This window comes from Streptomyces sp. NPDC001832, from assembly GCF_040297265.1.
Taxonomy (GTDB): Bacteria; Actinomycetota; Actinomycetes; order Streptomycetales; family Streptomycetaceae; genus Streptomyces.
The window spans coordinates 19,448-43,162 of sequence record NZ_JBEOYU010000043.1; the positions used below are offsets into that span (position 1 = coordinate 19,448).

Here is a 23,715-nt window from a genome sequence, read left to right on the forward strand (position 1 = left end):
GGAAACTCAGATCCCCACCGTGAAGCCGTTGGACCAGCCCTGCAATTCCTGCATCATGGTGTCCCACACGCCGGTCAGCAGGAGCAGCCCGGTCGTGATCATCATGACGCCGCCGATCCGCATGACCCATGCGTAGTGGCGCTTGACCCAGCCGAAGGCGCCGAGTGCCTTGCGGAAGGCGACGGCGGCGAGCACGAACGGCACGCCGAGCCCGAGACAGTACGCGACGGTCAGTATCGCCCCGCGTGCGGCGGTGCCCTGGTCCATCGCGAGGATGCTCACCGAACTGAGCGTCGGGCCGAGGCAGGGGGTCCAGCCGATCCCGAAGAGGGCGCCGAGCAGCGGGGCGCCCGCCAGCCCGGTCACCGGCCTCTTGTGGATACGGAATTCACGCTGTGTCATCCACGGCATCAGGCCCATGAAGAAGATCCCCATCAAGACCATCAGCACACCGAGGACCTTGTTGAGAGTCCCGCTGTATTGCTGGAGGGTCTGGCCGAAGAAGCCGAAGAGCGCGCCTCCGGAGACGAACACGGCGGTGAAACCGAGCACGAAGAGCGAGGCGCCCGCTACCATGCGTCCGCGCTTGGCCTGCGCCAGGTCGGTGCCGCTGACGCCGGTGACGTAACTGAGGTAGCCGGGCACCAGCGGCAGGACGCACGGCGAGAAGAACGAGACGAGCCCGCCGAGTACGGCGATGGGCAGGGCGACGACCAGTGCCCCGCTCATGACTGTTTCGTTGTGCTCCGGGATCGCGGCAAGGGTGAGCACGGAATCACTTCTCCGCGATCAGCGGGTCGATCATCTTGTGCAGCTTGTCGGCGTCGAGAGCGGTCAGGGAACGCGCGGCGATCTTCCCGTCCCGGTCCAGGACCACGGTCGACGGAATGGCCTGCGGGTTCAGTGTGCCCTTGGGGAAGCGGAGCATGAGCTTGCCGGTCGGGTCGAAGAAGCTCGGGTAGGGGATCTTGTAGTCCTCTTCGAAGCTGATCGCGGGGCCCTTCTTGGCGTCCCGTGTGTTGATCCCGATGAACTGGACACCCTGGTCCTTCGTCTCCTCCGCCACCTTCGCGAAGTGCTGGGCCTCCAGGCGGCAGGGGCCGCACCACGAGCCCCATACGTTCAGCACGACGACCTTGCCCTTGTAGTCGGCGACATCGAGCTGCTTGCCGTCGAGGGTCTCACCATCGAGCTTCGGGGCGGGCTCGCGGTCACCCTTGGCCACGGTGGAGATTCCGCCGCTGCCCGTGACGAAGTGGGTGTTGCCGCCACCGCCGGCCTTGTTGTCGTCCCCGCCGCACGCGGTCAGCGTGAGTGCGAGTGCGACGACCGCTGCGGGGGCGGCGAGCAGGGTGAAGCGGCGTCGAGGTGCCCGGCCATAGCTCATTCGAAAAGTTTCGCATGGCGGATTCGGTGATCTCGGGCACCCCCCTCGGTGCCCGTAACGCCCGTTGTCAGGCCTGTTTAAAGAAGGCGTTCCAGCCGCCCTCGGGCGACTGCCCGACGCCCAGCGTGCGGAGCTTGTCGAGCACGGCCGGGGTCTGGACGTCGAGCCAGTCGACGAACTGCCTGAAGGAGACGAGCCGCACATCCGGCTTCCCCGCGATTTCCTTGAGCGCTTCCTCGACCGCGTCCATATAGATGCCGCCGTTCCACTCCTCGAAGTGGTTTCCTATGTAGAAGGGCGCGCGATTCGTCGTGTACGCACGTTCGAACCCGGCGAGATACGACTGGGTGGCCTGCTTCCGCCAGCCCGGATAGCGCGAGGGCATGCCCTTGGTCGAATTCAGCGACTGGTTGGCGAGGATGTTGTAGTCCATCGAAAGGACTTCGAAGGTGTGCCCCGGGAACGGCATGGCCTGTAGCGGGAGATCCCAGACATCCTGACGCTTCTGGGGCCACACCTGGGTGCCGCCGGGCGAGCTGGCGTCGTAGCGCCAGCCCGACTTGCGTGCCGTGGGCAGCAGATTGTCCTGGCCGAGCAGACAGGGGGCGCGTCCGCCGACCAGTTCCTTGCGGTAGTCGAAAGGCAGCGGATCGAGGTCGGTCCAGCCGGTGTTGGTACGCCATTGGGTGACGAAAGAGACCGCCTGATCGATTTCGCTCTGCCACTGGGAGGCAGACCAGTTCGCGACCGATCCGGAACCGCTGCAGAAATGCCCGTTGAAGTGCGTACCTATCTCATGCCCGTCGAGCCATGCCTGACGGACGTATTTCAGCGTCTCCTTGATGTGGTCATCGGTGAGATAACCGATGTCGGAAGCGCCTATCGGGTTGTTGGGCGGCCGGTACATGGACTTCTTCGACTCGGGCAGCAGATAGATGCCGGAGAGGAAGAAGGTCATCGCCGCTTCATGGTCCTTGGCGAGTTCCAGAAAGCGCGGGAACAGCCCGTTGCCGACCTCGCCCGCCCCGTCCCAGGAAAAGATCACGAACTGCGGTGGCGTCTGCCCGGGTTCGAGCGGAACCGGCGCGGAAGGCTGGTGCGGCTGCTTCCCGGTGTCCGCAGTGGAACCGTCCCCGATCTCACGAACGTCCTTCTTCGCAGGCCCGGTCCCCCGGGTGTGCCCGTCGGCACCCTTATCGCCCGCATCCTCCACCGACCCGCCCGAACCGGAGGAATTGCACCCCGCCAGACCGATGGCTGCCGCAGCTCCGAGCCCGGCTCCGAGCAAGCCCCTTCGGCTGATGTTGCGCATGAGTCCCCCATCTGCGGTCGTTTTACCTCAAGTCCATACAAACTGACAAAGGTTTAGATGAGGGAAGCAACGTGGGGGTTCCGCGAATCAGCACATTTTTTTGCGCGGCCAGGCCTTACAGCCTGGCCGAACGCATGTCGGTCTGAGGAAAGAACGGCAACCGGACCCCGGGTGGACCGGCCGGCCGAGAGCACCGGGGGCACCCGGGCCGACTACGCGCCGAACGCCTTCGGCTTCCCCTTCACCGGCTTCGCACCCGCCCGCAGATGCGGCGGCACCAGATCCCGCGCCGGCTCCGTGTACCCGACCGACACGATCTTGTCGCCCTGGTACGTGAAGCTGGTCAGCGACGCGAGCGTGCACTGCCGCTTGCGCGGGTCGTGCCACAACCGCCGCCGCTCCACAAAGCTGCGCACGATCCAGATCGGCAGCTGATGGCTGACGCACACCGCCTCGTGCCCGCGCGCCGCGTCACGCGCGGCGTCCAGGGCGCCCATCATCCGTACGACCTGCTCGATGTACGGCTCACCCCACGACGGCCGGAACGGATTCGTCAGGTGCTTCCAGTTGTCCGGCTTGCGCAGCGCCCCGTCGCCGACTCCGAAGGTCTTGCCCTCGAAGACGTTGGCGGCCTCGATGAGCCGTTCGTCGGTGGCCAGGTCGAGGCCGTGCGCCTTGGCGATCGGCGTCGCCGTCTCCTGGGCGCGCTCCAGTGGGGAGGCGACGACATAGGTGATGTCGCGGCCTTCCAGGTGCTCGGCGACCCGGTCGGCCATCTGCCGGCCGAGCTCGGAGAGGTGGTAGCCGGGACGGCGCCCGTAAAGCACGCCCTCCGGGTTGTGCACCTCGCCGTGCCGCATCAGATGGACGACGGTGATGTCGTGGCGGCTTCCGTTCTCGCTCATGCGGTGGCCTCCGATGCGGCGCGGGCAGCGGCGGGCAGGGCGGCGGCGATGCGCTCGACAGCCTGCGTGTCGTGGGCGGTGGAGACGAACCAGGACTCGAAAGCGGACGGCGGCAGGTAGACGCCCTGCGCCAGCATCGAGTGGAAGAAGGCGGTGAAGCGGAAGGCTTCCTGCTGCTTCGCGTCCTCGTAGTTCCTCACCGGCCGGTCGGTGAAGAAGACGGAGAACATGTTGCTCGCCGCCTGCACGGTGTGTGCCACACCTTCCTTGGCGAGCGCCTCACCGACCAGACAGCGGATCTCCGCGGAGACCGCGTCCACCTTCGCGTACGCGGCGTCGTCGAGCAGCCGCAGCTGGGCGAGACCGGCGGCGGTGGCGACCGGGTTACCGGAGAGGGTGCCCGCCTGGTAGACGGGACCGGCCGGGGCGAGGTGCGCCATCACGTCCGCACGCCCGCCGAAGGCCGCGGCCGGGAAGCCGCCGCCCATGACCTTGCCGAAGGTCATCAGGTCGGGCCGCACCCCGTCGACGCCGAACCAGCCGGCCTTCGAGGTACGGAAACCGGTCATGACCTCGTCGGAGATGTAGAGCGCACCGTTGGCGGCGCAGATCTCCTTGAGCCCGGCGTTGAAACCGTCCAGCGGCGGTACGACGCCCATGTTGCCCGGCGACGCCTCGGTGATCACACAGGCGATCTCGCCGGGCTGCGCGGCGAACGCCTCCCGCACGGCGTCCAGGTCGTTGTACGGCAGCACGATCGTGTCGCCGGCCTGCGCGCCGGTGACTCCCGGGGTGTCCGGTAGGCCGAAGGTCGCGACGCCGGACCCGGCGGCGGCCAGCAACGCGTCGACGTGGCCGTGGTAGCAGCCGGCGAACTTGACCACCTTGGCGCGGCCGGTGAACCCGCGGGCGAGACGGATCGCGGACATGGTCGCCTCGGTGCCGGACGACACCAGCCGCACCTGCTCCACGGGCTCGACCCGGGCAACGATCTCCTCGGCGAGCGCGACCTCGCCCTCACCGGGCGTACCGAACGAGGTGCCGCGGGCGACAGCCTCCTGGACTGCGGCGACGACCTCGGGGTGGGAATGGCCGAGGATCATCGGCCCCCACGAGCACACGAGGTCGACATACTCACGGCCGTCGGCATCGGTGAGGTACGGACCGGCACCGGACACCATGAAGCGGGGCGTACCACCCACGGCCCGGAAGGCACGGACGGGAGAGTTCACGCCGCCGGGCGTCACAAGGGACGCGCGGTCGAAAAGCGTCTGCGAAACTGGGGCGTCATAGGGAAAGCTCACACAAGCCATGGTGTCAGAGCCACGGACGCTCTTGCGGACAGGTGTTTCACCGCACGACCGTGGGGGAGGTCACTGACACGGTGATCGGGTTGCGCGGCGGGGGCTGTTTCCCCTGAGACCGACCGGTAAATGGTGGGTGGGAGAAGGAGCGGGCCGGGTGCGTGCAGCTGCAAGGCGGAGGATTGAATGCATCGCGGTGGCGGAGTGGGCGAAGGGACCGACGACCTGGGGCCCGAGCCTGCCCGGCGGGGTCGGCACCGGCGTGAAGCGGAACGCAGACAGGGCACACAGGCCGATGGTGCGCAGGGTGTCGGAGCCGGAAGCAGGAGTGGTGGCCGGGTGGGGGTGACCTATAAGTATTTCGGTGCCCCCGACGGGGCGACCGCGGCACGTGTGCCCATCTCGATGCGCCCCGAGGAGCTCGGTGGCGACGAACTGGGCATGGGCGGCATGTTCACCAAGATCAAGCCGGAGACGGTGGCGGCAATGGTCCTCACCGGCATCCAGGGCGTACCCCTGCACAGGGTCCCCCCGCTGGAACTGGTCGTCCTGCACCCCGACTACGCGGTGGTCAAGCTCCCGATGACGGTCGTCGACCCGCTGCGCGGAGTCGGCGAGGAGTCGGTGGGCGCCGCGGCCTTCATCTGGTCCACGGTCCCGGACCGCGGCGGCCCGCGTGACGCGTTCAACGTCTACCAGCTGCTGCACGAGTGGCAGGATTTCAGCCACCGGCTGCATGACGCGGGACATCAAGCATACTGCCTGGTGTGGCCCTGACCTGGGGTTTTCGGGGTTTCGGGCGGATCCAGGGCGTATTTCGAATGTCCCGTCCGACCGGGGGCAGATCGAGCCATCGGGCCGTACCGGGTGTGATCACATGGGTGTGGCCTCCCAGCACGACCCGGACGGCCGGGTGGTGCGAGTCCGGTACGGCGATCCGTAGGCGCTGGGCACGGATGCGCAGGTCCACGTCCCAGTGCCGGCGGAACCTGATGCGTACCCCGAGTTTCGAGAGCTGGGGCAGCGTGGCAGGCGCGAGCCACAACGCCTCGTCGCGGGTCTCCAGCCCCGTCATCCCGCGCTGTACGAAGTCGAGGGTGCCCGCCATCGCCCCCAGGTGGATGCCTTCCTCGGTGGTGCCGCCCTGGATGTCGGCCACGTCCCCCGTCAGCGCCTCCTCGCAGTACTGCCACGCCTCCTCGAGGCGTACGCGGGCGAGCACCCAGGCATGGACCAGGGAGCTGAGCGTGGAGCCGTGGCTCGTACGGGCGAGGTAGTAGTCGACGGTCGCGCGCCAGGTGTCTTCGTCCAGCACATGCCCGAGCCGGCGGAAGAGCCCGGCGAGTTCCTCCGGCGAGAAGAGGTAGCCGAGCATCAGCACATCGGCCTGTTTGGACGCCTGGTAGCGGTTGACGGAGTCGCCCTCCGCCTCCAGGATCCGGTCCAGCCGCCGGATGTCCCCGTACCGCTTCCGGTACCCCTCCCAATCGAGCTCGTCCAGTTCCCCGTAGCCGGCGAACTGACTGATGACACCCCGGTGATACGGCACGTGCAGCCGGTGGGAGATGTCCTCCCAGCGTTCCGGTTCATCGGGTTCGAGCCCGATCCGGTCGAGGAGCTGCCGGCGTCGTGTCCCGGACAGGGCGCGGTAAAGCTCCGTCGAACGTGACAGCACCCAGGCCGCTGTCACGTTCGTGTACGTGTTGTCGTCGAGACCTGCCGCCCCGGTTCCCGGATAGGCGTCGTGGTACTCGTCCGGTCCGACGACACCGCGGATGCGGTACCGGGCCAGGGACGCGTCCCATTCGGCGCTGTCCGCCCAGAACCTGGCGATCTGCAGCAGCATTTCCGAGCCCTTGGAGTGCAGGTACTCCGTGTCCCCGGTGGCCTGGCAGTACTGCCAGATGTTGTAGGCGACGGCCGAGCCGACATGGTGCTGCAGCCGGGAGCGGTCGGGCAGCCAGCGCCCCGAGCGCGGGTTGAGATGGAGTTCCTGGGTCTCCTCGCGTCCGTTGTCGGCGCTCTGCCACGGATACATCGCGCCAGCCCTGCCCGCCTCGCGCGCCGCTTGGCAGGCTGCGGGCAGCCGCCTGTAGCGGTAGTCGAGAAGTCCTCGGGAGACTTCCGGGAGATGCAGATTCAGGAACGGCAGTACGAACAGCTCGTCCCAGAAGACATGGCCCCGGTACGCCTCACCGTGCAGTCCTCTCGCCGGTACCCCCACATCGAGTCCGGCGGTGTGCGGGGAGAGCGTCTGCAGTACGTGGAAGAGGTGCAGCCGGAGAACGCGGCCCGCTTCGCCCGGGACCTCCAGCCGGACCTGCTGCCACAGGTCGGCCCAGGCCCGCTGGTGCGAGGACAGCAGATGCGAGAAGTCCGGGGCCCTTCGCACCTCGGCCACGGCTGCCCGCAGGGGGCTGCCGATCGCGCGGTCGCGTGAGGTGTACAACGCCACCGTCTTGTCGACGACGGCGTCGAAGTCCGGGCTCAGCGGGAGCACCAGCCGTTGGAAGACGGCCTTCTCCGTCTGCCGGGAGTGGTGGCCCGGACCGGGTTCGGCTCCCTGTTTACTTTCACCGCCGCACCCGGCCAGCGTGCGGGCCGCCAGCGCGACGCCGATGTCCGACTCCACCGTGCGGCACCTCAGCGACACCACACCGTCCTCCTGCGTCGCGGTCACCCAGCCGGTCAGGTGCCGGTTCGACAGACCCCGGTACCGCGCGACTCCGGAATTGCGGACGTCGCCGTCGATCCCCGCCTCCACCTCGATCACGCCCGCCCATCCGTCCGCCCGGAACACCGTGTGCAGGGCGGCGAGATGTGGATCGCCCATGTGCACCAGGCGGCACTGCTCCACATGCAGCCGCCTGCCCTCCTCGTCCTCGTAGACGGATCGCCTCGTCAGCGTGCCCCCGCGCAGATCGAGTGACTGGCGGTGTTGCGCGAGGTGCTCATGATCCGGGGAGAGCCACGGTCCCGGGGTGGTACCGGCGGGGTGGACGCGGTAGCGCAGCGGCAGCCAGTTCGGCAGGTTGACCAGGTCCTCGTTCTCCACCCGGCGGCCCCGGACCGAGGAGGTCAGCCGGTTGTAGCAGCCCGCCACGTAGGTTCCGGGGTAGTGCGACCAGCCCTCGGATGTCTCGGATGCGGCTCCGCGCGTGGCGAAATAGCCGTTGCCCAGCGTGCACAGCGCCTCGCGCAGCCGTTCCTTCTCCGGTTCGTAACCCTCGTACGACCAGGTCCAGGCCCGCGCCATCAGCCGTCCCCGGCCGTCAGCAGGTCCCCCGGATCGGACACCACTATGTCGGCACCGTGCCGGCGCAGCTCAGCGGCGCCGGCACGACTGCCCGTACGGTCCACGCCGACCACGAGCCCGAAGCCGCCACGGCGCCCGGCCTCGACCCCGGCCAGCGCGTCCTCCACCACGGCGGTGTCCCGGGCCGGGGTCCGCAGGCGCCTCGCCGCCTCGGCGAAGAGCGAGGGGTCCGGTTTCCCGGGCAGCCGCAGCCGACGCGCCTCGTTTCCGTCGATCACGGCGTCGAACCGGTCGATGAGGCCGGACCGCGCCAGCAGTTCCGTCGCGTGCCGGGATGCCGAGACGGCGGCGCAAGGCACCCGCTCGCCGCGCAGCACGTCGAGGAGGCGGACCGTGCCGGGCCAGACGTCGACCGGGTCGGTGCGCAGACTCTGCGTGAACAGTTCGTCCTTGCGGGCGGCTATCGCCCATACCGTCGCGGTTCCCGGTGGGTCTTCGGGGCTGCCTTCGGGAAGGTTCAGTCCCCTCGATGCCAGGAAGGCCTCTGCACCGTCCTTCCGTGACCGGCCGTCGACGTGGCGCAGATAGTCGTCGACGGCGTCGAACGGCCGCTGCCCCTCGATGGCCGACAGACAGGCGTCGAACGCCTTCTTCCAGGCGGCGGCGTGACTCCGGGCGGAGTCGGTGATCACTCCGTCGGTGTCGAAGACCACGGCCCGCACGGAGCGCAGGCACGGTGCCAGGGACGGGGCGGCTGCCATGACCGGGGCGGTCTCCTTCGTCAGGGGCTCTTCTTCATGGCACCACGGTTTCGGTGTACGGGCGCGGCGTACGGGCGCGGCGTACGGGCGCGGCGTACGGGCGCGGCGTGGACTGCGTACGACATCGCGGCCGAGCGTCCCCCCGGAACCGCGCATATGGTTCACAACAGGCAGTCGCGGCCGGGCACACGCGGCAGCCGCAGCCCTCCAGGGACCCGCCACGGACGGAGGATTCCATGTCAACGACCAGGAGTCTGCTCGACGTGATCCCGCCCGACGGCCGGGCACGCCTGCTCGACGAGGCAGCCTGCGAAGTGCCTCTGGCCCTCGACGAACGCCTCTTCGAAGAAGGCAGACGGGCCGACCACTTCTGGATCATCCGCTCCGGACAGGTCGAGGTCGACATCCATGTGCCCGGTCGCCGAGCGGCGGTCATCGAGACGCTGGGCCAGGACGATCTGCTGGGCTGGTCCTGGCTGTTCTCCCCGCACGTGTGGCACATGGGTGCGCACGTGATCCAGGCGGGACAGGCCGTGCAATTCGATGCCGCTGCCGTCCGCCGGCTGTGCGAGGCCGATGCGGTACTGGGCCGGGCGGTGTACAAGTACGTCGCCCAGACGGTGGCGGAACGCCTGTACGGAACACGGAAAAGGCTGCTGCAGCTGTACGGTCCCCGGGCCGAGGCCCCTGAGGCCTGAACGGTCCGGGGCGCGGGGCCCTCCAGCGCTCGGGACTCTCCATGGCGCGGCCCCCCGGGGCGCGGGGCCCTCCAGCGCTCGGGCCACCCGGGGCGCGACCGAGGGTCGATTGGCCCATACCACCCGGCCAACATCTGTTCCATGCTGAATAGACCATCGACCGTTCCGGATCTCCGGGAGTTCCGATGCCCAGCCAGTCACTCGACGACGCCATGCTGGCCGACCTCGTCGCCGATGCCACCGCCGCCCCGTCCATGCACAACGCCCAGCCCTGGCAATTCCGCTACACACGAGCCGGCCGGACCCTCACCCTCGTCGCGGACCTCGAGCGCGCGATGCCGGCGGCCGATCCCGCCACCCGCGCACTGCACGTGGGCTGCGGCGCGGCTCTGCTGAACCTGCGGGTGTCCGCCGCCCACCACGGCCTGGACGCGGTCACCGCGCTGCTGCCCGAACCGTCGGCCCCGGCCGTGCTGGCCGCCGTCCGTCTCGGCGTCCGCCCCGACGCTCCACGGGAACCCGCGGATGAAGCGCTCGCCGCTCTCCACCCTGCGATCCGGGAACGGCACACCAGCCGCTATCCGTTCGACGAGCAGGCGATCCCCGAGGACATCCGCGCGCAGCTCGCCGACGCGGCCCGTACCGAGGGCGCGGACTTCGCGTTCCTGGCCCCGCCGCACCTGCAGACCGTGCTCGAACTGATCCGGGACGCCGAGGGATACAACCGCGGGGATCCGGCACGGGAGGCGGAGCAGAAGCGCTGGACCCGGGACACGAGGACCGAGGCACCCGTCGATGGCATCCCGGACTACGCCTTCGGCCCCCGCGACGCCTCCGAACGAGCGACCACCCGCGATTTCGCGGGAACCGGCGTCCTCCCGGGCCGGGCACGCGTCCGGTTCGAGAAGCGGCCGCAACTGGCCCTGCTGAGCACCCCGAGGGACCACCCCATGGACTGGCTGAGCGCAGGTCAGGCGCTGGAGCGCGTACTGCTCACCGCCACGCTCAACAATGTGTCCACCTCGTTCGCGACCCAGCCCGTCGAATGGCCGGACCTGCGGTGGCTCCTGCGAGATCCGGTCTTCGGTACGGGGCACGCACAGATGATCATCCGTCTGGGATACGGGCCCACAGGACCGCGCACGCCACGCCGCCCCGTGGACCAGGTGCTGACGATCGAACCGTAGAAACACCCGGACATACGCCCGCGTAATACGCCCGAATGCGGGGCGGACCGAGCACGGAAGGCGGTGGTAGCGATGCAGTTCCCCGTAGTCGTCGGAGTGGACGGATCGGAGGGCAGTCTCCGTGCCCTGGACTGGGCGGCGGCGGAAGCGGCACGCTCAGGCCTCCCCCTGCGCGTCGTCCACGCGTCGCTGTGGGAGCGCTACGAAGGTACGCGCCCCGCCTCCGACACCGAGCGCCCCACCGAACAGATCCTCGCCGAGCATCTCGTCGCCGCCGCCCAGGAACGTGCGCAACGGCTCGGTCCCGAGATGCGTGTGGTGGCCTCCGTGCAGCCCGAGGACCCGGTGGCCGCACTCGTCGCGGAGAGCCACGAGGCAGCCCTTGTCGTCCTCGGCTCCCGCGGCCGGGGCCGGGTCGCCGGAATGCTCCTGGGGTCCGTCAGCCTCTCGCTCGCCGCCCGCTCCCACTGCCCGGTCGTGGTGGTCCAGGCAACGGCGCCGAGCACCCCGCCGAAGTCCGGCCGCGTCGTCGTCGGGATAGGCAGCGCCACAGGACCCTCGGCGGCCGCCGCCTTCGCACTCGACCAGGCTGCATCGCGCCACGGCGAGCTGATCGCCGTCCGAGCCTGGCGCGCCCCCGCCCACGAGGCCATGAGCCATCCGCTCCTCTCGGGCTCCCCGGCTTCCGCGCACCACCAACAGGCCGAGGAACACCTCGAAGAGGTACTGGCGGCACTGGACCGGTCCGGTTCCTCCGACGTCACCATCCACAGGTCGGTAGTGCAGGGCCCGGCGCACCAGGAATTGATCAAAGCTGCCACAGGTGCGGAACTGCTGGTCGTCGGCGCCCGGCGGCCCGGCAGATGGTACGGATTCCATCTGGGTCCGGTGAACCACGCGATGCTGCACTACGCACCCTGCCCGGTCGCCGTCGTCCCTGATACGTACCATTCGTCCCGTGCCTGAGAGGTACGAACTCCTGACCGGCGGCGGGGGCCGACTACTGGTCGGCCACCCGGCCCGCACCTTCGCCGACTTGGGCCGCGGAACACGCGGCAGCCTTCCAGCCCTGCACCGCGGCGCCGAAACCCCTGGCTGACGCACCCCGCGCAATGACATCCTGGCGAGGTGAACGGACCGGAGATCCACCTCGAAGTCGACCCCGAGCTGCGGCTCTTCGTCGCCCATGAACGCCGCCGGGGACGCTCGGTCGTGACCACCGACGGCTCCTCCACTCTCGGCCATGTCGTGGAGTCGCTCGGCATCCCGCTCACCGAGTCCGGACAGCTCCTGGTCGACGGCCGCCCCGTACCCGTCTCGCACATCCCGCGGGCGGGCGAACTGGTCGAGGTACACGCGGTGGAACGCCCCCAGCGCGTCCCGGGCGCACCCCTGCGGTTCCTGCTCGACGTCCATCTCGGCACGCTCGCCCGGCGGCTCCGGCTGCTGGGTGTCGATGCGGCGTACGAGAGCGAGGACATCGGCGATGCCGCGCTGGCTGCCCGGTCGGCGGACGAGCGCCGCGTACTGCTCTCCCGGGACCGCGGGCTGCTGCACCGGCGGGAGATCTGGGCCGGGGCGTACATCTACAGCGACCGGCCGGAGAACCAACTGCGGGACGTGCTGGAGCGGTTCACCCCGCATCTGGCCCCCTGGACCAGATGCACCGCCTGCAACGGCCCGCTGAAGGCGGCCGACAAGGACTCCGTCAGCGACCATCTGGAGCACGGCACCCGGCGCTCGTACGACGTCTTCGCGCAGTGCACGGAGTGCGACCGCGTCTACTGGCGTGGCGCCCACCACTCCCGCCTGGACGCGATCGTCACGAAGGCGCTCAACGATTTCGCGCCCGTTCCCCCGGACGACACCGAGGAGAACGGCCACGACCGGGCGCCGTCAAGCCCGTCCGGAGCCGGAGGCTGACGGAGCACCCTCCCACAACGCCATGACCTGCAGTTCACTCGGCTCGGCCGTCCGCCGCACATGGGCAATGCCCAGTCGCGGCACCACCGGTTCGGCACGCCCTGGAGCCCGTGACACGCTGGTTCCATGCTCATCGCCCGCTCTGTCGCCCTGTTCGTCATCGCCGCACTGTTCGAGATCGGCGGCGCCTGGCTGGTGTGGCAGGGCGTGCGTGAACACAGGGGTTGGATCTGGATCGGTGCGGGCGTCATCGCGCTCGGCGCCTACGGCTTCGTCGCCACGCTCCAGCCGGACGCTGAGTTCGGCCGCGTCCTCGCCGCGTACGGCGGCGTCTTCGTCGCAGGCTCGATCGCCTGGGGCATGGTCGCCGACGGCTACCGTCCCAACCGCTGGGACGTGATCGGCGCGCTGATCTGTCTGGCCGGCATGGCCGTGATCATGTACGCCCCGCGCAAACACTGACCGCACGCCTGCCTATCCTGGCGCCGTACCGATCAGCTGCCCGAGGAGTCCGCCATGGCCGCCACCCCGATCGCCGTCATCACCGGAGCGAGCAGCGGCATCGGCGCCGCGACCGCCCGGCAGCTGGCCGCCGCCGGCTACCGCGTCGTCCTGACCGCCCGCCGCAAGGACCGCATCGAGGCACTCGCCGCAGAGATCAACGAGGCTGGCCACCAGGCAACGGCCTACGCCCTGGATGTCACCGACCGCAATGCGGTGGACGAGTTCGCCACGGCGTTCCGTACCCTCGCCGTCCTCGTCAACAACGCCGGCGGCGCACTCGGCGCCGACCCCGTTGCCACCGGCGACCCCGCCGACTGGCGCCAGATGTACGAGACGAACGTCATAGGCACGCTCAACGTCACCCAGGCCCTGCTCCCCGCCCTCACCGAGAGCGGCGACGGCACGATCGTGATCCTCTCCTCCACCGCAGGCCTCGCCACCTACGAGGGCGGCGGCGGATACGTGGCCGCCAAGCACGGCGAACACGTCCTGGCCGAGACCCTCCGCCTGGAAATCGTCGGCACCCCGGTCCGCGTCATCGAGGTCGCCCCCGGCATGGTCAAGACGGAGGAGTTCGCCACGACCCGCTTCCGCGGCGACACCGAGAAGGCGGCAAAGGTGTACGCGGGCGTCGAGGCCCCCCTCACCGCCGACGACGTGGCCGACACCATCACCTGGGCCGTCACCCGCCCCAGCCACGTCAACATCGACCTCCTGGTGGTCCGCCCCCGCGCCCAGGCCTCCAACTCCAAGGTCCACCGCACCACCTGAGCTGGGCGAAGACCCGAAAGACCCGAAATAAGCCTGGAGACCAGAAGAGAGCCCCGGACACACCACCCGCGTCCGGGGCTCTCCCGTTCAGAGGTCCTTCCGTCCAAAGGCCCTCCGTTCAGCCGCGCGCAGAAGGCCTCAGCCCTTCACGCACACAACCTGCTTGAGCTTGGCGACGACCTCCACCAGGTCCCGCTGCTGCTCGATGACCTGCTCGATCGGCTTGTACGCAGCCGGAATCTCATCCACGACACCGGAGTCCTTACGGCACTCCACGCCCTGCGTCTGATCCTCCAGGTCCCGCGTGGAGAAGCGCCGCTTCGCAGCGTTCCGGCTCATCTTCCGGCCGGCGCCGTGCGAGGCCGAGTTGAAGGACTTCTCGTTCCCGAGGCCCTTCACGATGTACGAGCCGGTGCCCATCGAGCCCGGGATGATCCCGAAGTCCCCGGAACCCGCACGGATCGCACCCTTCCGTGTGACCAGCAGGTCCATGCCCTCGTACCGCTCCTCCGCCACATAGTTGTGGTGGCAGGAGATGACCGGCTCAAAGGTGACCTTGGCCTTCTTGAACTCCTTGCGGACCACGTTCTGGAAGAGCGCCATCATGATGGCGCGGTTGTGCTTCGCGTACTCCTGCGCCCAGAACAGGTCGTTCCGGTACGCCGCCATCTGCGGAGTGCCGGCGATGAATACGGCCAGGTCACGGTCGATCAGGTCCTGGTTGTGCGGCAGCCTCTGCGCCTGCCCGATGTGGAAGTCGGCCAGCTCCTTGCCGATGTTCCGCGATCCGGAGTGCAGCATCAGCCAGACCGAACCCGACTCATCGAGGCAGAACTCGATGAAGTGGTTGCCTGATCCGAGCGTTCCCATCTGCTTCGTGGCACGTTCCCGACGGAACTTGACCGCATCGGCCACCCCGTCGAACCGCCCCCAGAAGTCGTCCCACCCCTTCGCCGGGAGACCGTACAACCGGTCCGGGTCCACGGCCTCGTCATGCATGCCGCGACCCACCGGAATGACCTGCTCGATCTTCGAGCGCAGCCGGGACAGGTCGCCCGGCAGGTCATTGGCCGTCAGGGACGTCTTCACCGCGGACATTCCGCAGCCGATGTCCACGCCGACCGCCGCCGGACAGACCGCACCGTGCATCGCGATCACCGAGCCGACCGTCGCCCCCTTGCCGAAATGGACGTCCGGCATGACGGCGAGACCCTTGATCCAGGGCAGGGTGGCCACGTTGCGCAGCTGCTGCATCGCGACGTTCTCGACCGAGGCCGGGTCGGCCCACATGCGGATGGGGACCTTCGCGCCAGGCACCTCTACATACGACATAGTTCCTCGATTCCCCCGAAAAGCCTGAAAGCGCAAATCCGGTGCCAAGGTCGGCAAACGAGTCGGCCGACCGGCATTCACAGCTGCGCGTGCGATACACATTGTGTCCACCGGTCGCCATCGAGCGGCAACCGTTTTTCGCACGAAGGGAGCCCAGGACCGTGCGACGAATGGCGTACGTGCCCGGCACCGCGCTACTGGCAGCGCTTGTCGTCGGATGCAGTTCCAGCACCGGAACAGGTAGCTCCGCCCCCGACAGCAAGCCTGGCGAGGCGACCGTCGCCGCGGCGGCCCCCGGCAAGTACCGCACCCTCCCCGACCCTTGCCGCGCCGTTGCACCGTCCACGCTGAAGGACCTGCTCCCGGGCGCCGCCGAACTCCCCGAGGACCAGCAGAAGAAGGCGTACAAGGGCACGGCCTCCGTCACCTACGACACCGACCGCAAGGCCGGCTGCCGCTGGAAGTCCGAGGCCCCCGACGCCTCGCACACCCTCTTCATCGACTTCGAGCGTGTCGTGTCCTACGACCCCTTGGTGAGCGACGACGACCGCGCCCGCGAGGTGTACGCGAAGAAGGAGGCCGCCGCCGGCCTGGACTCGCCCTCCGCCACGCCCAGCAGCACGAAGGAAGCGGAGAAGCAGACATCCCCCTCCTCGGAGCCCGAAGAGGACTCTGCCTCGCACGCCCTGTCCGGCCCTGGCTCCGAAGACGAGAGCACGGACGAGCCCGCAGGCGAGAGCACCGACGAGAAGGGCAATGGAAACAGCGACACCGGCGGCAGTACGGATGGCAGCGCCGACGAGAGCCTTCTGCCGCGCACCCTCGACGACCTCGGAGACGGTGCATTTCTGGACGTCCTACCCATTCGGACAGGTTCCACCACACAGAACGGCACGGTGAGCGTGGTATTCCGCACATCGAACGTCATCGTGACCATCGAGTACACCGAGCAGCCGACCGTCTCGACCGCGGTCCCCGACAGCAAGGAAATGCAGGACAAGGCACAGTCGCTTGCCCGGAAGCTGGCCGACAAGTTCAGCGAATAGCCCCGCCCGGGGCACCCCGGACCGGCGTCACCCACGTCCGTCCGGTGCCCGGCCGAGGCAGCATCCGGTCGCCGTCCGTCGTACCGTGGCCCTCCGGAACACCCGCCGAACCACCCGACCACGTGGCAGCCCGCCCGCCGCGCCCCCCGAGTGAAGGAACCATGCACCGTTCAGCCTCGCGACTCTCCCGCATACTCGCCTGCACCGCCGTTCCGGTGATGCTCGTCGTCGCCGGCTGCTCGTCGGACGCCGACGACAAGAAGGACTCGGGTTCGTCCTCGTCGTCCGCCGCGCCGAGCGCGAAGAAGTCGGAACCGAGCGTCGAGCCGGCGAAGTTCTCCGCGCTGCCCGACCCGTGCAAGTCGATCAGCACGAAGACGGTCGACTCCCTGGTTCCCAAGGCGAAGCCCAAGGGCGGTACACCTGCCACCTCCAGCGACACCGCGTACCGCGCGGGCTGCTCCTGGAACGGCCTCGACGACAACGGCGTGAAGGGGTCCCAGTACCGCTGGCTCGACGTCGGCTTCACCCGCTTCGACTCGGACCAGACCCTGGGTAGCGGCGCCAAGCGCGCGCAGGAGGACTACACGAAGCAGGTCGCCAAGGCCAAGTCGGCCGAGGGCGCGAAGGAAGTCACCGAGGCGCCCGTCTCCGGTATCGGCGAGACGGCCACCAAGATCACGTTTGACCTCACCAAGACGAGTGAGGACTTCAAGTACGCAACGATCGTGGCCCGCACGGGGAACGTCGTCGTCACCCTCACCTACAACGGCGCGGGTTACGCCGGTTCGAAGACTCCGTCCGCCGGCGACATCCTGAAGGGTGCCGAGAAGGCGGCCAAGGAGGCCGTGGCCTCGGTCGCCGCCGCCGACACGAAGTCGGACGCACCGAGCGGGTCGGCCGAGCCCAAGGGGTCGGCCGAGCCCAAGGGGTCGGCCAAGCCCAAGGGGTCGGCCGAGCCCAGCGAGTCGGCCTCGGACAAGAAGACGAGCTAAGGGCCCGCTGTAACGCCCCTGCCCAGAAGCAGTTCCACGAAGCCCGGTCCTCCCCCGAGTACCGGGCTTCGCCCCTCCCCGCAGAACCTGCGGCTCCGTCATGTGCCAGGCTTTGCCCGCCAGAAGTCGAAGCAGGACGCCGAAGCAGAGCTTCAGCCCAGGACGTCGGACAAGGGAAACGGGGAGGGGAACGCGGGTGGCCGCGATGCAGCTGACACGCACCCACCGGATACTCGTCGGACTCGTGATAGCCGGTGCGGTGCTCATCGCCGCGATCGGTTTCGCGGGTTCGTACGCGGCGGTGCGCGAGCTCGCCCTGCAGAAGGGCTTCGCGAACTTCTCGCTGGTCTTCCCCATCGGCATCGACGCGGGCATCTGCGTCCTGCTCGCCCTGTTCCCTGTCAAGTTCTTGTGTTCACACTCTCGGCTCCGTGGCCATTGTGACCAGATCACGAGCGTCACCTGTTGCAGAACCGGCCGTCAGGCGATCTATATATCTCCCGTACAGCGCGCCCGCGGCCATAACAGGGAGCTCCACTGGGCACAAGCTCCCAAACCTCTCCGGGCTATACGGTTCGATCAGCTCGGCTCTTCAACCAATACGCACGAGCCAGGCCCTTCTCGTCTGGATGAGTGGCAAGGCGCGCGAAGATCCACGCTGCCCGTGGATCTAGTCCTGGGCGCCGCTTGGTCATACGGAGAGCGCGCCAGGTCGTCACGGGGGCGAGTGGCCAGCGACTGATGGTGATTCCCCCGAACTCGCGTGACGGCCTAGACAACTTCGCTGCTCCCTTCGTGCGGCTGGTCAAGCTGCTGCTCGCGCTTGCGCTGCTCGACTCGTAGGAGTTCGATCTCCTTGGCGAGCTTGGCCAGCCTGAGGTGCTCCCCACCCTCGTCATAGGGGTAAATGCCCAAGTCGAAGGCCGTAGCATGGCGTTCGATTTCGTCCGCCGTCTGCTGGAGGTAGAAGGCTCTCTCGCGCCACTTGTAGTATCCGGCGAAACCTGCTGCTGCAGCCACGGCGAAGGTGATACCCATGGCCCAGTACTTGAGCGGAGCCGGAGTGTCAGCGAGGGCAGAGACGGACGTTCCACCCAGAGACCCCAGAATGATGACGGCCTGGGCGACGTTGTGCTTCCTCCTGTACTTCCTTCCGTCCTTGCGCAGACCGTCAAGCTCCGCCGGGATTGAGTCCTTGTACGAGTATTGGCGGTCTGGGACCGGAAGTCCGAGGCGAGCGGCGTCCAGAAGGCGCAGTTCCTCCGCAGCTTCAAGTTCGATCTTGAGCTCGCGCGCCTTCTTTTCGTAGTGCCCCTCTGCGTTCTCCTCTACGAGGCGGATCCCCCAGAAGGTCCCTGCGCTGAGCACGAAGATCGGGATAGCGATCTTGTTCGCGAGGACGATTGCAGACCACCCAACGGCCACGTTCGCAACGATGAACGTGAAGAGCAGGACGACGGCAAGGGTGCCAGATAGCCAGCGGATTACCGTCTGGGCGGTTCTGATCCGTAAGGCGACCCGGATCTCAGATATAGACTTTTTGTGCTCAAGTAGGCGATTCACCCGTCCTGCTGTGTCCGGCGGAGTGCCCTCCATCATTCCCAACCTCTCTCTCCGTAAGGGTTGAACCGCGGGGACCGGGTGAGGCGCAGGCACCTGGCCGCGGCTCACCGCCGCATCGCCCGGCAGGACCCCGGGTTCCCCCTCGCGCTGCACGGAACGGGTGCTTCGCTGCAACGCAATGACAAGGAACACCCCACCGAGCACACCGACAAGCATGATCAATGAGCCCACGCCGACAGCAACGAGAATCGGATAGGCGGCTTCCAAGATCTTCCCCGTTAGTTCGTGATCACATCGCCAGCTTCGTTGACCGAACTGCAACAGGCCCATCAACGTGGCGAAGAGTCAGGTTAGTTGCCCCCGCCACCGATGGCGTTTGACTGCCGGATTCGGCCACGTAAGTGGCCAGATCTCTTTGGCGTTGGGGGACTCGTCACGCCCCGGGTGAGAAGGGCAGAGTCGTCGGAGCGTCCTGAGCGGAAGCTGTGCCGGCGGGGAGGCAATTTCGTCGGCGGTCAGTCTGAGATGTGGACACGCACGACCGCCTCGCCCACTGCGCTACATCGTGGAAATCGAACCAGGTAGAGCCGTTGCCGCTGTCGTCCCTTGAGGCAGCGCGAGACACGTCGTCCCGAGGCGGCAATGGCCAGAGTCGTTCTGTGAGCTGGTGTTCTCACGCAGTCGGTGGGCGAAACGGCACTACGTTGTCAGGAGTCGGGACAGGTTCTGCTGATGTGCCCCGCTCTTGGGTGAGTACGGCGCTGGCGAGGGTGAGGCCGGTGACCTGGTGGCGGAGTTCGTCGATCTCGGCCTTCTGGTTCGCGATGGTCTTCCTGAGCTTGGCGACGGTCTCTCGGAGCCGCTTTTCGGTCTCGGGTACCTGCTGGGTCTCGGTGCGGACGCGTTCGTAGAACTCGTTCTTCAGGTCCGCGTGCCGCTTCATGAGTGCCATGCGGTGGACGTCCGCTTCAGCGGCCAGGGCAGTGATGGTGAGGCTGCCGTTGGAGGCGGTGGCCTGTCCAGTCAGGAGGCGGTCCATGGCCTCGCGGATGCGGGTGCGTTCGTCCGGGTGCTGCTGGGGCATGTGAGGGCCTTGATGCTCTGGGCGGTGGCGTCGTGGGCGTCGGCCGTCTCGCGGAGCCGGGCGGCGTTGGCCCGCAGTTTCCGGGCGATGGGGCCGGGTGCGTGGTTCGCGAAGTAGTCGATCTCCTCGGCTCGCGCTCGCAGTTGGCGGGCGTGGGTGTCGGTGCGGACGGTGTTGCCGCAGCCGGTTTTGCAGGCGTACTGCCTTGGGGCAGTGGCGCCGGGCTCGGGTTCGCAGAGCGCGTTGTCGTGCTTGAAGGCGCAGATGAGGAACGCGTCGGGGTTGTCGTAGAGGACGATGCCGTCCCGAGCCAGGAACGCGGTGGCCTTCTTCGCGAAGGTCTTGGGTACGAGGCGGCCTTCGAAGCGGGGTGCTTGTGCGGCGGCGGTGACGGCTCGGCGGGCCGCGGGACCGGAGATCTTCTCGCCGGCCGCGGTGCGGTCGCGGAAGCGGGCGGCGGTGTCGGCAGCTGCCAGGGCGGTCTCGACGTCGAGGACGCTGTGCAGACCGCGACGGCTTCGGGAGGCATAGCCGCTGGAGGTGCGGGTGTCCAGAACGGTGCGCATGTGGCCGTACTGGATGGCCAGGGCGACCAGTCCGCCGGGGCGGCGGGCGACGTGCCAGGCCAGGGTGCGGCGGAACCGGGACATGCCGATCGCGCCGTGCGGGTCCTCGGGAACGGACTGGTCGGGGATCCCCTGGGCTTCGGCCTCGCGGTTTACCCAGACGATGAAGGACTCGATCCGCCGGTTCAGGGACGTCTTCCGGATCGACAAACATATGGAGGGCGTGCGGCTCACCCGCTGGCTGCTCTCCCCCGTGCCGACGTTCCGGCTGTGGCGGCGGATGAAGCTCTGGGAACTCCGGTCGTACGAGCAGGTCATCAAGCTCGAACAGGACCGGCTAATCTACCAGGCCCGCCTCCAGGCCCGCTTCGGCCGCAACTGGCGCCGCAAGGCGCCCGTCGAGTCCCTGATGCCGCTGCGACTGGCGAAGTACGGCGTTCCGCTGGCCGAGACCGCCGGGGCCGGCCTCGCGGCCGCAGGCATCGAACCGGCCCTGCTGCCCCCGGCCCCGGCCCCGGCCCCGGCCCCGGCCCCAGTCGAACCGGGCGAGTTCCAGCCCCAGTTGCCGTACGCCGAGCCGCACCCTCACCCCCAGAAGCAGAACCAGCAGCAGCACCAGTACGAGCAACAGCAGCACACCCACCCCTCCGACCCGGCCGCCGACGAGGAGTGGCCCCAGGAGGGCCCCGGCTCGCACGAGAACCCGTGGTTCGCGGCGCCCCAAGTGCGGGACGCCGCGTACGAGAGCGCGTACGCCCCGACGTCCGTCGAGGGCCTGGAGCCCACCCCGGTCATGGTCCCGCTGGGCCCCGGCGGCCGCACCCGCCCGCTGGGCAACGTGGGCACCATCGGCGCCGCCCCGGACCCCCGCACCGCGGAACCCCAGCCGGAGCCCCGGTCCGAGGAGCCGGAGCCGGAACCCCAGCCCGTGCAGCAGCAGGAGCCCGACCCTTCCGAATGGGCCGAGGCCGAAGTCGAGTTCGGCAGGATCGCGTACGAGGTGTTCACCGCGTACACGCACGCGCACCAGGACTACCCGAGTGCGGAGGTCCTCGACATACACCTCTCGGACGGCCACAACGTCAGGCACCCGCGCAGCGCGGCCCTGCTCCGCCGCCTGCTGCCGGGATTCAAGCAGCGCTTCGACAACGAGATGGCCGAGAACCACATCGCGTGAGCCACCCGCCCGGCCCTTTCGGCGTTCGAGGACAGAACCGGCAACGGCGCAGGGCCGTCACCCGGATCACCGTGTGACGGCCCTGCGCACAAGAACCCCTACGCGCCCAGCAGCCTCCGCACCCGGTCCGCCCCCACGGCCAGCAGCAGCGTGGGCAGCCGCGGCCCCGTGTCCCGGCTGACCAGCAGCCGGTACAGCAGCGCGAAGAACGACCGCTGCGCGGCCTTCAGCTCGGGCGTCGGCTTGGCGTCCGGCTCCAGGCCCGCCAGGATCTTCGGAACGCCGTAGACGAGCGTGGTGAGCCCGTCCAGCGACCAGTGCGATTCCAGCCCCTCCAGGAGCAGCCGCAGCGACTGGCGGCCCTGCTCGTCCAGCGAGCCGAGCAGCTCCTTGTCCGGCTCGTCGCGGACAATCGTGCGGGCCTCGGCCGGGACCTGGTTCGTGATCCAGTTCTCGGCGCGGTCGAGACGGGGCCGGGCCTCGTCCAGCGAGGTCAGCGGGTTCTCCGGGTCCAGCTCGCTCAGGATGCGCAGCGTCTGCTCGTCGTGCCCGGCCGTGATGTCGACGACCGACGCGAGCGTGCGGTACGGCAGCGGGCGCGGCGTACGCGGCAGCTCACCGGCGGCTGTGCCGATGGCCCTCGCGTACGCGGCGGCGTCGGCCGGCAGCACCGAGCCGTCCGCGACCTTGCGCGCCAGCGAGTCCCACTCGTCGTAGAGCCGCTGGATCTCCTGGTCGAAGGCGATCTTGAAGGACTGGTTGGGCTTGCGGCGCGCGTACAGCCAGCGCAGCAGCGGCGCCTCCATGATCTTCAACGCGTCGGCCGGGGTCGGCACACCGCCCTTGCTGGAGGACATCTTCGCCATGCCGGAGATGCCGACGAAGGCGTACATCGGGCCGATCGGCTGCACACCGTCGAAGACCTCGCGGACGATCTGGCCGCCGACGACGAACGAGGAGCCCGGCGAGGAGTGGTCCACGCCGCTCGGCTCGAAGATCACGCCTTCGTACGCCCAGCGCATCGGCCAGTCGACCTTCCAGACCAGCTTGCCGCGGTTGAACTCGCTCAGCCGGACGGTCTCGGCGAAGCCGCAGGCCGTGCAGGTGTAATTCAGCTCGGTGCTGTCGTCGTCGTACGACGTGACAGTCGTGAGGTCCTTCTCGCAGTTGCCGCAGTAGGGCTTGTACGGGAAGTAGCCGGCCGAGCCGCCGCTGCCGTCGTCCTCGCTGGCCGCGCCGGAGCCTGCCTCGGCCTCCAGCTCGGCCTCGTCGACCTTCTTCTGCTGCTGCGGCTTCTTACCGCCCTTGGCTCCCGCCGCCGGTTCCTTCTTCGTCCGGTACCGGTCGAGGACGGCGTCGATGTCGGCGCGGTGCCTCATCGCGTGCAGGATCTGCTCGCGGTACGCGCCCGTCGTGTACTGCTCGGTCTGGCTGATGCCGTCGTACTCGACGCCCAGCTCGTCCAGCGCGGCGGTCATGGCGGCCTTGAAGTGCTCGGCCCAGTTCGGGTACGTGGACCCGGCCGGGGCGGGCACCGAGGTCAGCGGCTTGCCGATGTGCTCGGCCCAGGACTCGTCGACACCCGGGACACCGTTCGGAACCTTGCGGTAGCGGTCGTAGTCGTCCCAGGAGATCAGGTGCCGGACGGTGTACCCCCGGCGGCGGATCTCGTCGGCGACCAGGTGCGGGGTCATGACCTCGCGGAGGTTGCCCAGGTGGATCGGGCCCGACGGGGAGAGACCGGACGCGACGACGACCGGTTTGCCAGGCGCACGACGCTCCGATTCGGCGATGACATCGTCCGCGAAGCGGGAGACCCAGTCGGTCTCGGTGCTGCTCTGACTCTGAGCCACGGTCTGCACGTCCTTCTCTCTTGTAGGACTCGTAGGAACACCCTTGTGGGACTCATAGGGGCACCGTCCATTCTCCCAGGTCCCACCAGCA

Annotated in this window: 23 protein-coding genes and 1 pseudogene; 12 read left to right on the forward strand and 12 right to left on the reverse strand. The window is 68.5% G+C overall.

Annotated features, from left to right (window positions below; all coding sequences use genetic code 11):
- Positions 1–6: 6 nt before the first annotated feature.
- The 5 genes from ABT115_RS25615 to hemL form a co-directional block, all read right to left on the reverse strand.
- Positions 7–729 (reverse strand): cytochrome c biogenesis CcdA family protein, encoded by a 723-nt coding sequence (locus ABT115_RS25615; RefSeq protein ID WP_351794259.1) that lies wholly within the window; start codon positions 727–729, stop codon positions 7–9.
- Positions 730–775: 46 nt separating this feature from the next.
- On the reverse strand, positions 776–1,387 hold the full coding sequence (locus ABT115_RS25620) for a TlpA family protein disulfide reductase (RefSeq protein WP_351794183.1): 612 nt from the start codon (positions 1,385–1,387) through the stop codon (positions 776–778).
- A 67-nt stretch (positions 1,388–1,454) separates the two neighbouring features.
- Positions 1,455–2,699 carry a polysaccharide deacetylase family protein gene (locus ABT115_RS25625; RefSeq protein ID WP_351794186.1) on the reverse strand — a complete coding sequence of 415 codons (1,245 nt, stop codon included), beginning with the start codon at positions 2,697–2,699 and terminating at the stop codon, positions 1,455–1,457.
- Positions 2,700–2,911: 212 nt separating this feature from the next.
- Complete coding sequence (locus ABT115_RS25630; protein WP_351794189.1) at positions 2,912–3,604, reverse strand: histidine phosphatase family protein; 693 nt, start codon at positions 3,602–3,604, stop codon at positions 2,912–2,914.
- Positions 3,601–4,917 carry a glutamate-1-semialdehyde 2,1-aminomutase gene (gene hemL / locus ABT115_RS25635; protein WP_502969162.1) on the reverse strand — a complete coding sequence of 439 codons (1,317 nt, stop codon included), beginning with the start codon at positions 4,915–4,917 and terminating at the stop codon, positions 3,601–3,603. Before hemL ends, ABT115_RS25630 begins: the two co-directional genes overlap by 4 nt.
- Positions 4,918–5,094: 177 nt before the next feature.
- Here hemL and ABT115_RS25640 point away from each other — a divergent pair, with 177 nt between their 5' ends.
- On the forward strand, positions 5,095–5,685 hold the full coding sequence (locus ABT115_RS25640) for a hypothetical protein (protein WP_351794195.1): 591 nt from the start codon (positions 5,095–5,097) through the stop codon (positions 5,683–5,685).
- On the opposite strand, the gene ABT115_RS25645 is transcribed toward ABT115_RS25640, so the two are convergent.
- Both ABT115_RS25645 and ABT115_RS25650 read right to left on the reverse strand, forming a co-directional pair.
- Positions 5,630–8,164: a glycoside hydrolase family 65 protein gene (locus tag ABT115_RS25645; RefSeq protein ID WP_351794197.1), complete on the reverse strand. Its 2,535-nt coding sequence runs from the start codon at positions 8,162–8,164 to the stop codon at positions 5,630–5,632. The two genes, ABT115_RS25640 and ABT115_RS25645, sit on opposite strands and share 56 nt — an antisense overlap.
- Positions 8,164–8,925: an HAD family hydrolase gene (locus tag ABT115_RS25650; protein WP_351794262.1), complete on the reverse strand. Its 762-nt coding sequence runs from the start codon at positions 8,923–8,925 to the stop codon at positions 8,164–8,166. The genes ABT115_RS25645 and ABT115_RS25650 overlap by 1 nt, the downstream gene beginning before the upstream one ends.
- A 236-nt stretch (positions 8,926–9,161) precedes the next feature.
- On the opposite strand from ABT115_RS25650, the gene ABT115_RS25655 reads away from it, so the two are divergent.
- The 7 genes from ABT115_RS25655 (at position 9,162) to ABT115_RS25685 (ending at position 14,008) form a co-directional block, all read left to right on the forward strand.
- Entirely contained in the window at positions 9,162–9,623 is a 462-nt protein-coding gene (locus ABT115_RS25655) for a Crp/Fnr family transcriptional regulator (RefSeq protein ID WP_351794200.1), read from the forward strand.
- Between the two features lie 185 nt (positions 9,624–9,808).
- Entirely contained in the window at positions 9,809–10,810 is a 1,002-nt protein-coding gene (locus ABT115_RS25660) for an Acg family FMN-binding oxidoreductase (protein WP_351794202.1), read from the forward strand.
- A 72-nt stretch (positions 10,811–10,882) separates the two neighbouring features.
- A complete protein-coding gene (locus tag ABT115_RS25665; protein ID WP_351794205.1) occupies positions 10,883–11,776 on the forward strand; it encodes a universal stress protein in 894 nt (297 codons plus the stop codon).
- Positions 11,769–11,909, forward strand: coding sequence for a hypothetical protein (locus ABT115_RS25670; protein ID WP_351794208.1), 141 nt, complete (start codon positions 11,769–11,771; stop codon positions 11,907–11,909). The genes ABT115_RS25665 and ABT115_RS25670 overlap by 8 nt, the downstream gene beginning before the upstream one ends.
- Positions 11,910–11,938: 29 nt before the next feature.
- Positions 11,939–12,733, forward strand: a complete 795-nt coding sequence (locus ABT115_RS25675; RefSeq protein ID WP_351794211.1) for a Mut7-C RNAse domain-containing protein — start codon at positions 11,939–11,941, stop codon at positions 12,731–12,733.
- Between the two features lie 126 nt (positions 12,734–12,859).
- On the forward strand, positions 12,860–13,195 hold the full coding sequence (locus ABT115_RS25680) for a YnfA family protein (protein ID WP_351794214.1): 336 nt from the start codon (positions 12,860–12,862) through the stop codon (positions 13,193–13,195).
- 54 nt (positions 13,196–13,249) lie between these two features.
- Entirely contained in the window at positions 13,250–14,008 is a 759-nt protein-coding gene (locus ABT115_RS25685) for an SDR family NAD(P)-dependent oxidoreductase (protein WP_351794217.1), read from the forward strand.
- A gap of 138 nt (positions 14,009–14,146) precedes the next feature.
- On the opposite strand, the gene ABT115_RS25690 is transcribed toward ABT115_RS25685, so the two are convergent.
- Positions 14,147–15,340 carry an RtcB family protein gene (locus ABT115_RS25690; RefSeq protein WP_351794219.1) on the reverse strand — a complete coding sequence of 398 codons (1,194 nt, stop codon included), beginning with the start codon at positions 15,338–15,340 and terminating at the stop codon, positions 14,147–14,149.
- 170 nt (positions 15,341–15,510) lie between these two features.
- Between ABT115_RS25690 and ABT115_RS25695 the strand changes: the two genes are divergently transcribed.
- The 3 genes and pseudogenes from ABT115_RS25695 to ABT115_RS25705 form a co-directional block, all read left to right on the forward strand.
- Positions 15,511–16,386, forward strand: a complete 876-nt coding sequence (locus tag ABT115_RS25695; RefSeq protein ID WP_351794222.1) for a DUF3558 domain-containing protein — start codon at positions 15,511–15,513, stop codon at positions 16,384–16,386.
- Positions 16,387–16,547: 161 nt separating this feature from the next.
- Positions 16,548–17,381 carry a DUF3558 family protein gene (locus ABT115_RS25700; RefSeq protein WP_351794224.1) on the forward strand — a complete coding sequence of 278 codons (834 nt, stop codon included), beginning with the start codon at positions 16,548–16,550 and terminating at the stop codon, positions 17,379–17,381.
- Between the two features lie 196 nt (positions 17,382–17,577).
- Positions 17,578–17,775 (forward strand): annotated as a pseudogene (locus ABT115_RS25705) (DUF2637 domain-containing protein); the annotation flags it as partial.
- A gap of 377 nt (positions 17,776–18,152) precedes the next feature.
- Here the strand turns inward: ABT115_RS25705 and ABT115_RS25710 are convergent.
- From ABT115_RS25710 to ABT115_RS25720, 3 genes are all read right to left on the reverse strand, one after another.
- A complete protein-coding gene (locus ABT115_RS25710) occupies positions 18,153–18,980 on the reverse strand; it encodes an SLATT domain-containing protein (protein ID WP_351794227.1) in 828 nt (275 codons plus the stop codon).
- Positions 18,981–19,617: 637 nt separating this feature from the next.
- Positions 19,618–20,028 carry a kinetochore Spc7 family protein gene (locus tag ABT115_RS25715; protein ID WP_351794230.1) on the reverse strand — a complete coding sequence of 137 codons (411 nt, stop codon included), beginning with the start codon at positions 20,026–20,028 and terminating at the stop codon, positions 19,618–19,620.
- Positions 19,968–20,804, reverse strand: coding sequence for a hypothetical protein (locus ABT115_RS25720; RefSeq protein ID WP_351794233.1), 837 nt, complete (start codon positions 20,802–20,804; stop codon positions 19,968–19,970). The genes ABT115_RS25715 and ABT115_RS25720 overlap by 61 nt, the downstream gene beginning before the upstream one ends.
- Before the next feature lie 13 nt (positions 20,805–20,817).
- On the opposite strand from ABT115_RS25720, the gene ABT115_RS25725 reads away from it, so the two are divergent.
- Positions 20,818–21,771 carry a hypothetical protein gene (locus tag ABT115_RS25725; protein ID WP_502969163.1) on the forward strand — a complete coding sequence of 318 codons (954 nt, stop codon included), beginning with the start codon at positions 20,818–20,820 and terminating at the stop codon, positions 21,769–21,771.
- 98 nt (positions 21,772–21,869) lie between these two features.
- On the opposite strand, the gene lysS is transcribed toward ABT115_RS25725, so the two are convergent.
- A complete protein-coding gene (gene lysS, locus ABT115_RS25730; RefSeq protein ID WP_351794235.1) occupies positions 21,870–23,633 on the reverse strand; it encodes a lysine--tRNA ligase in 1,764 nt (587 codons plus the stop codon).
- Positions 23,634–23,715: the final 82 nt, after the last annotated feature.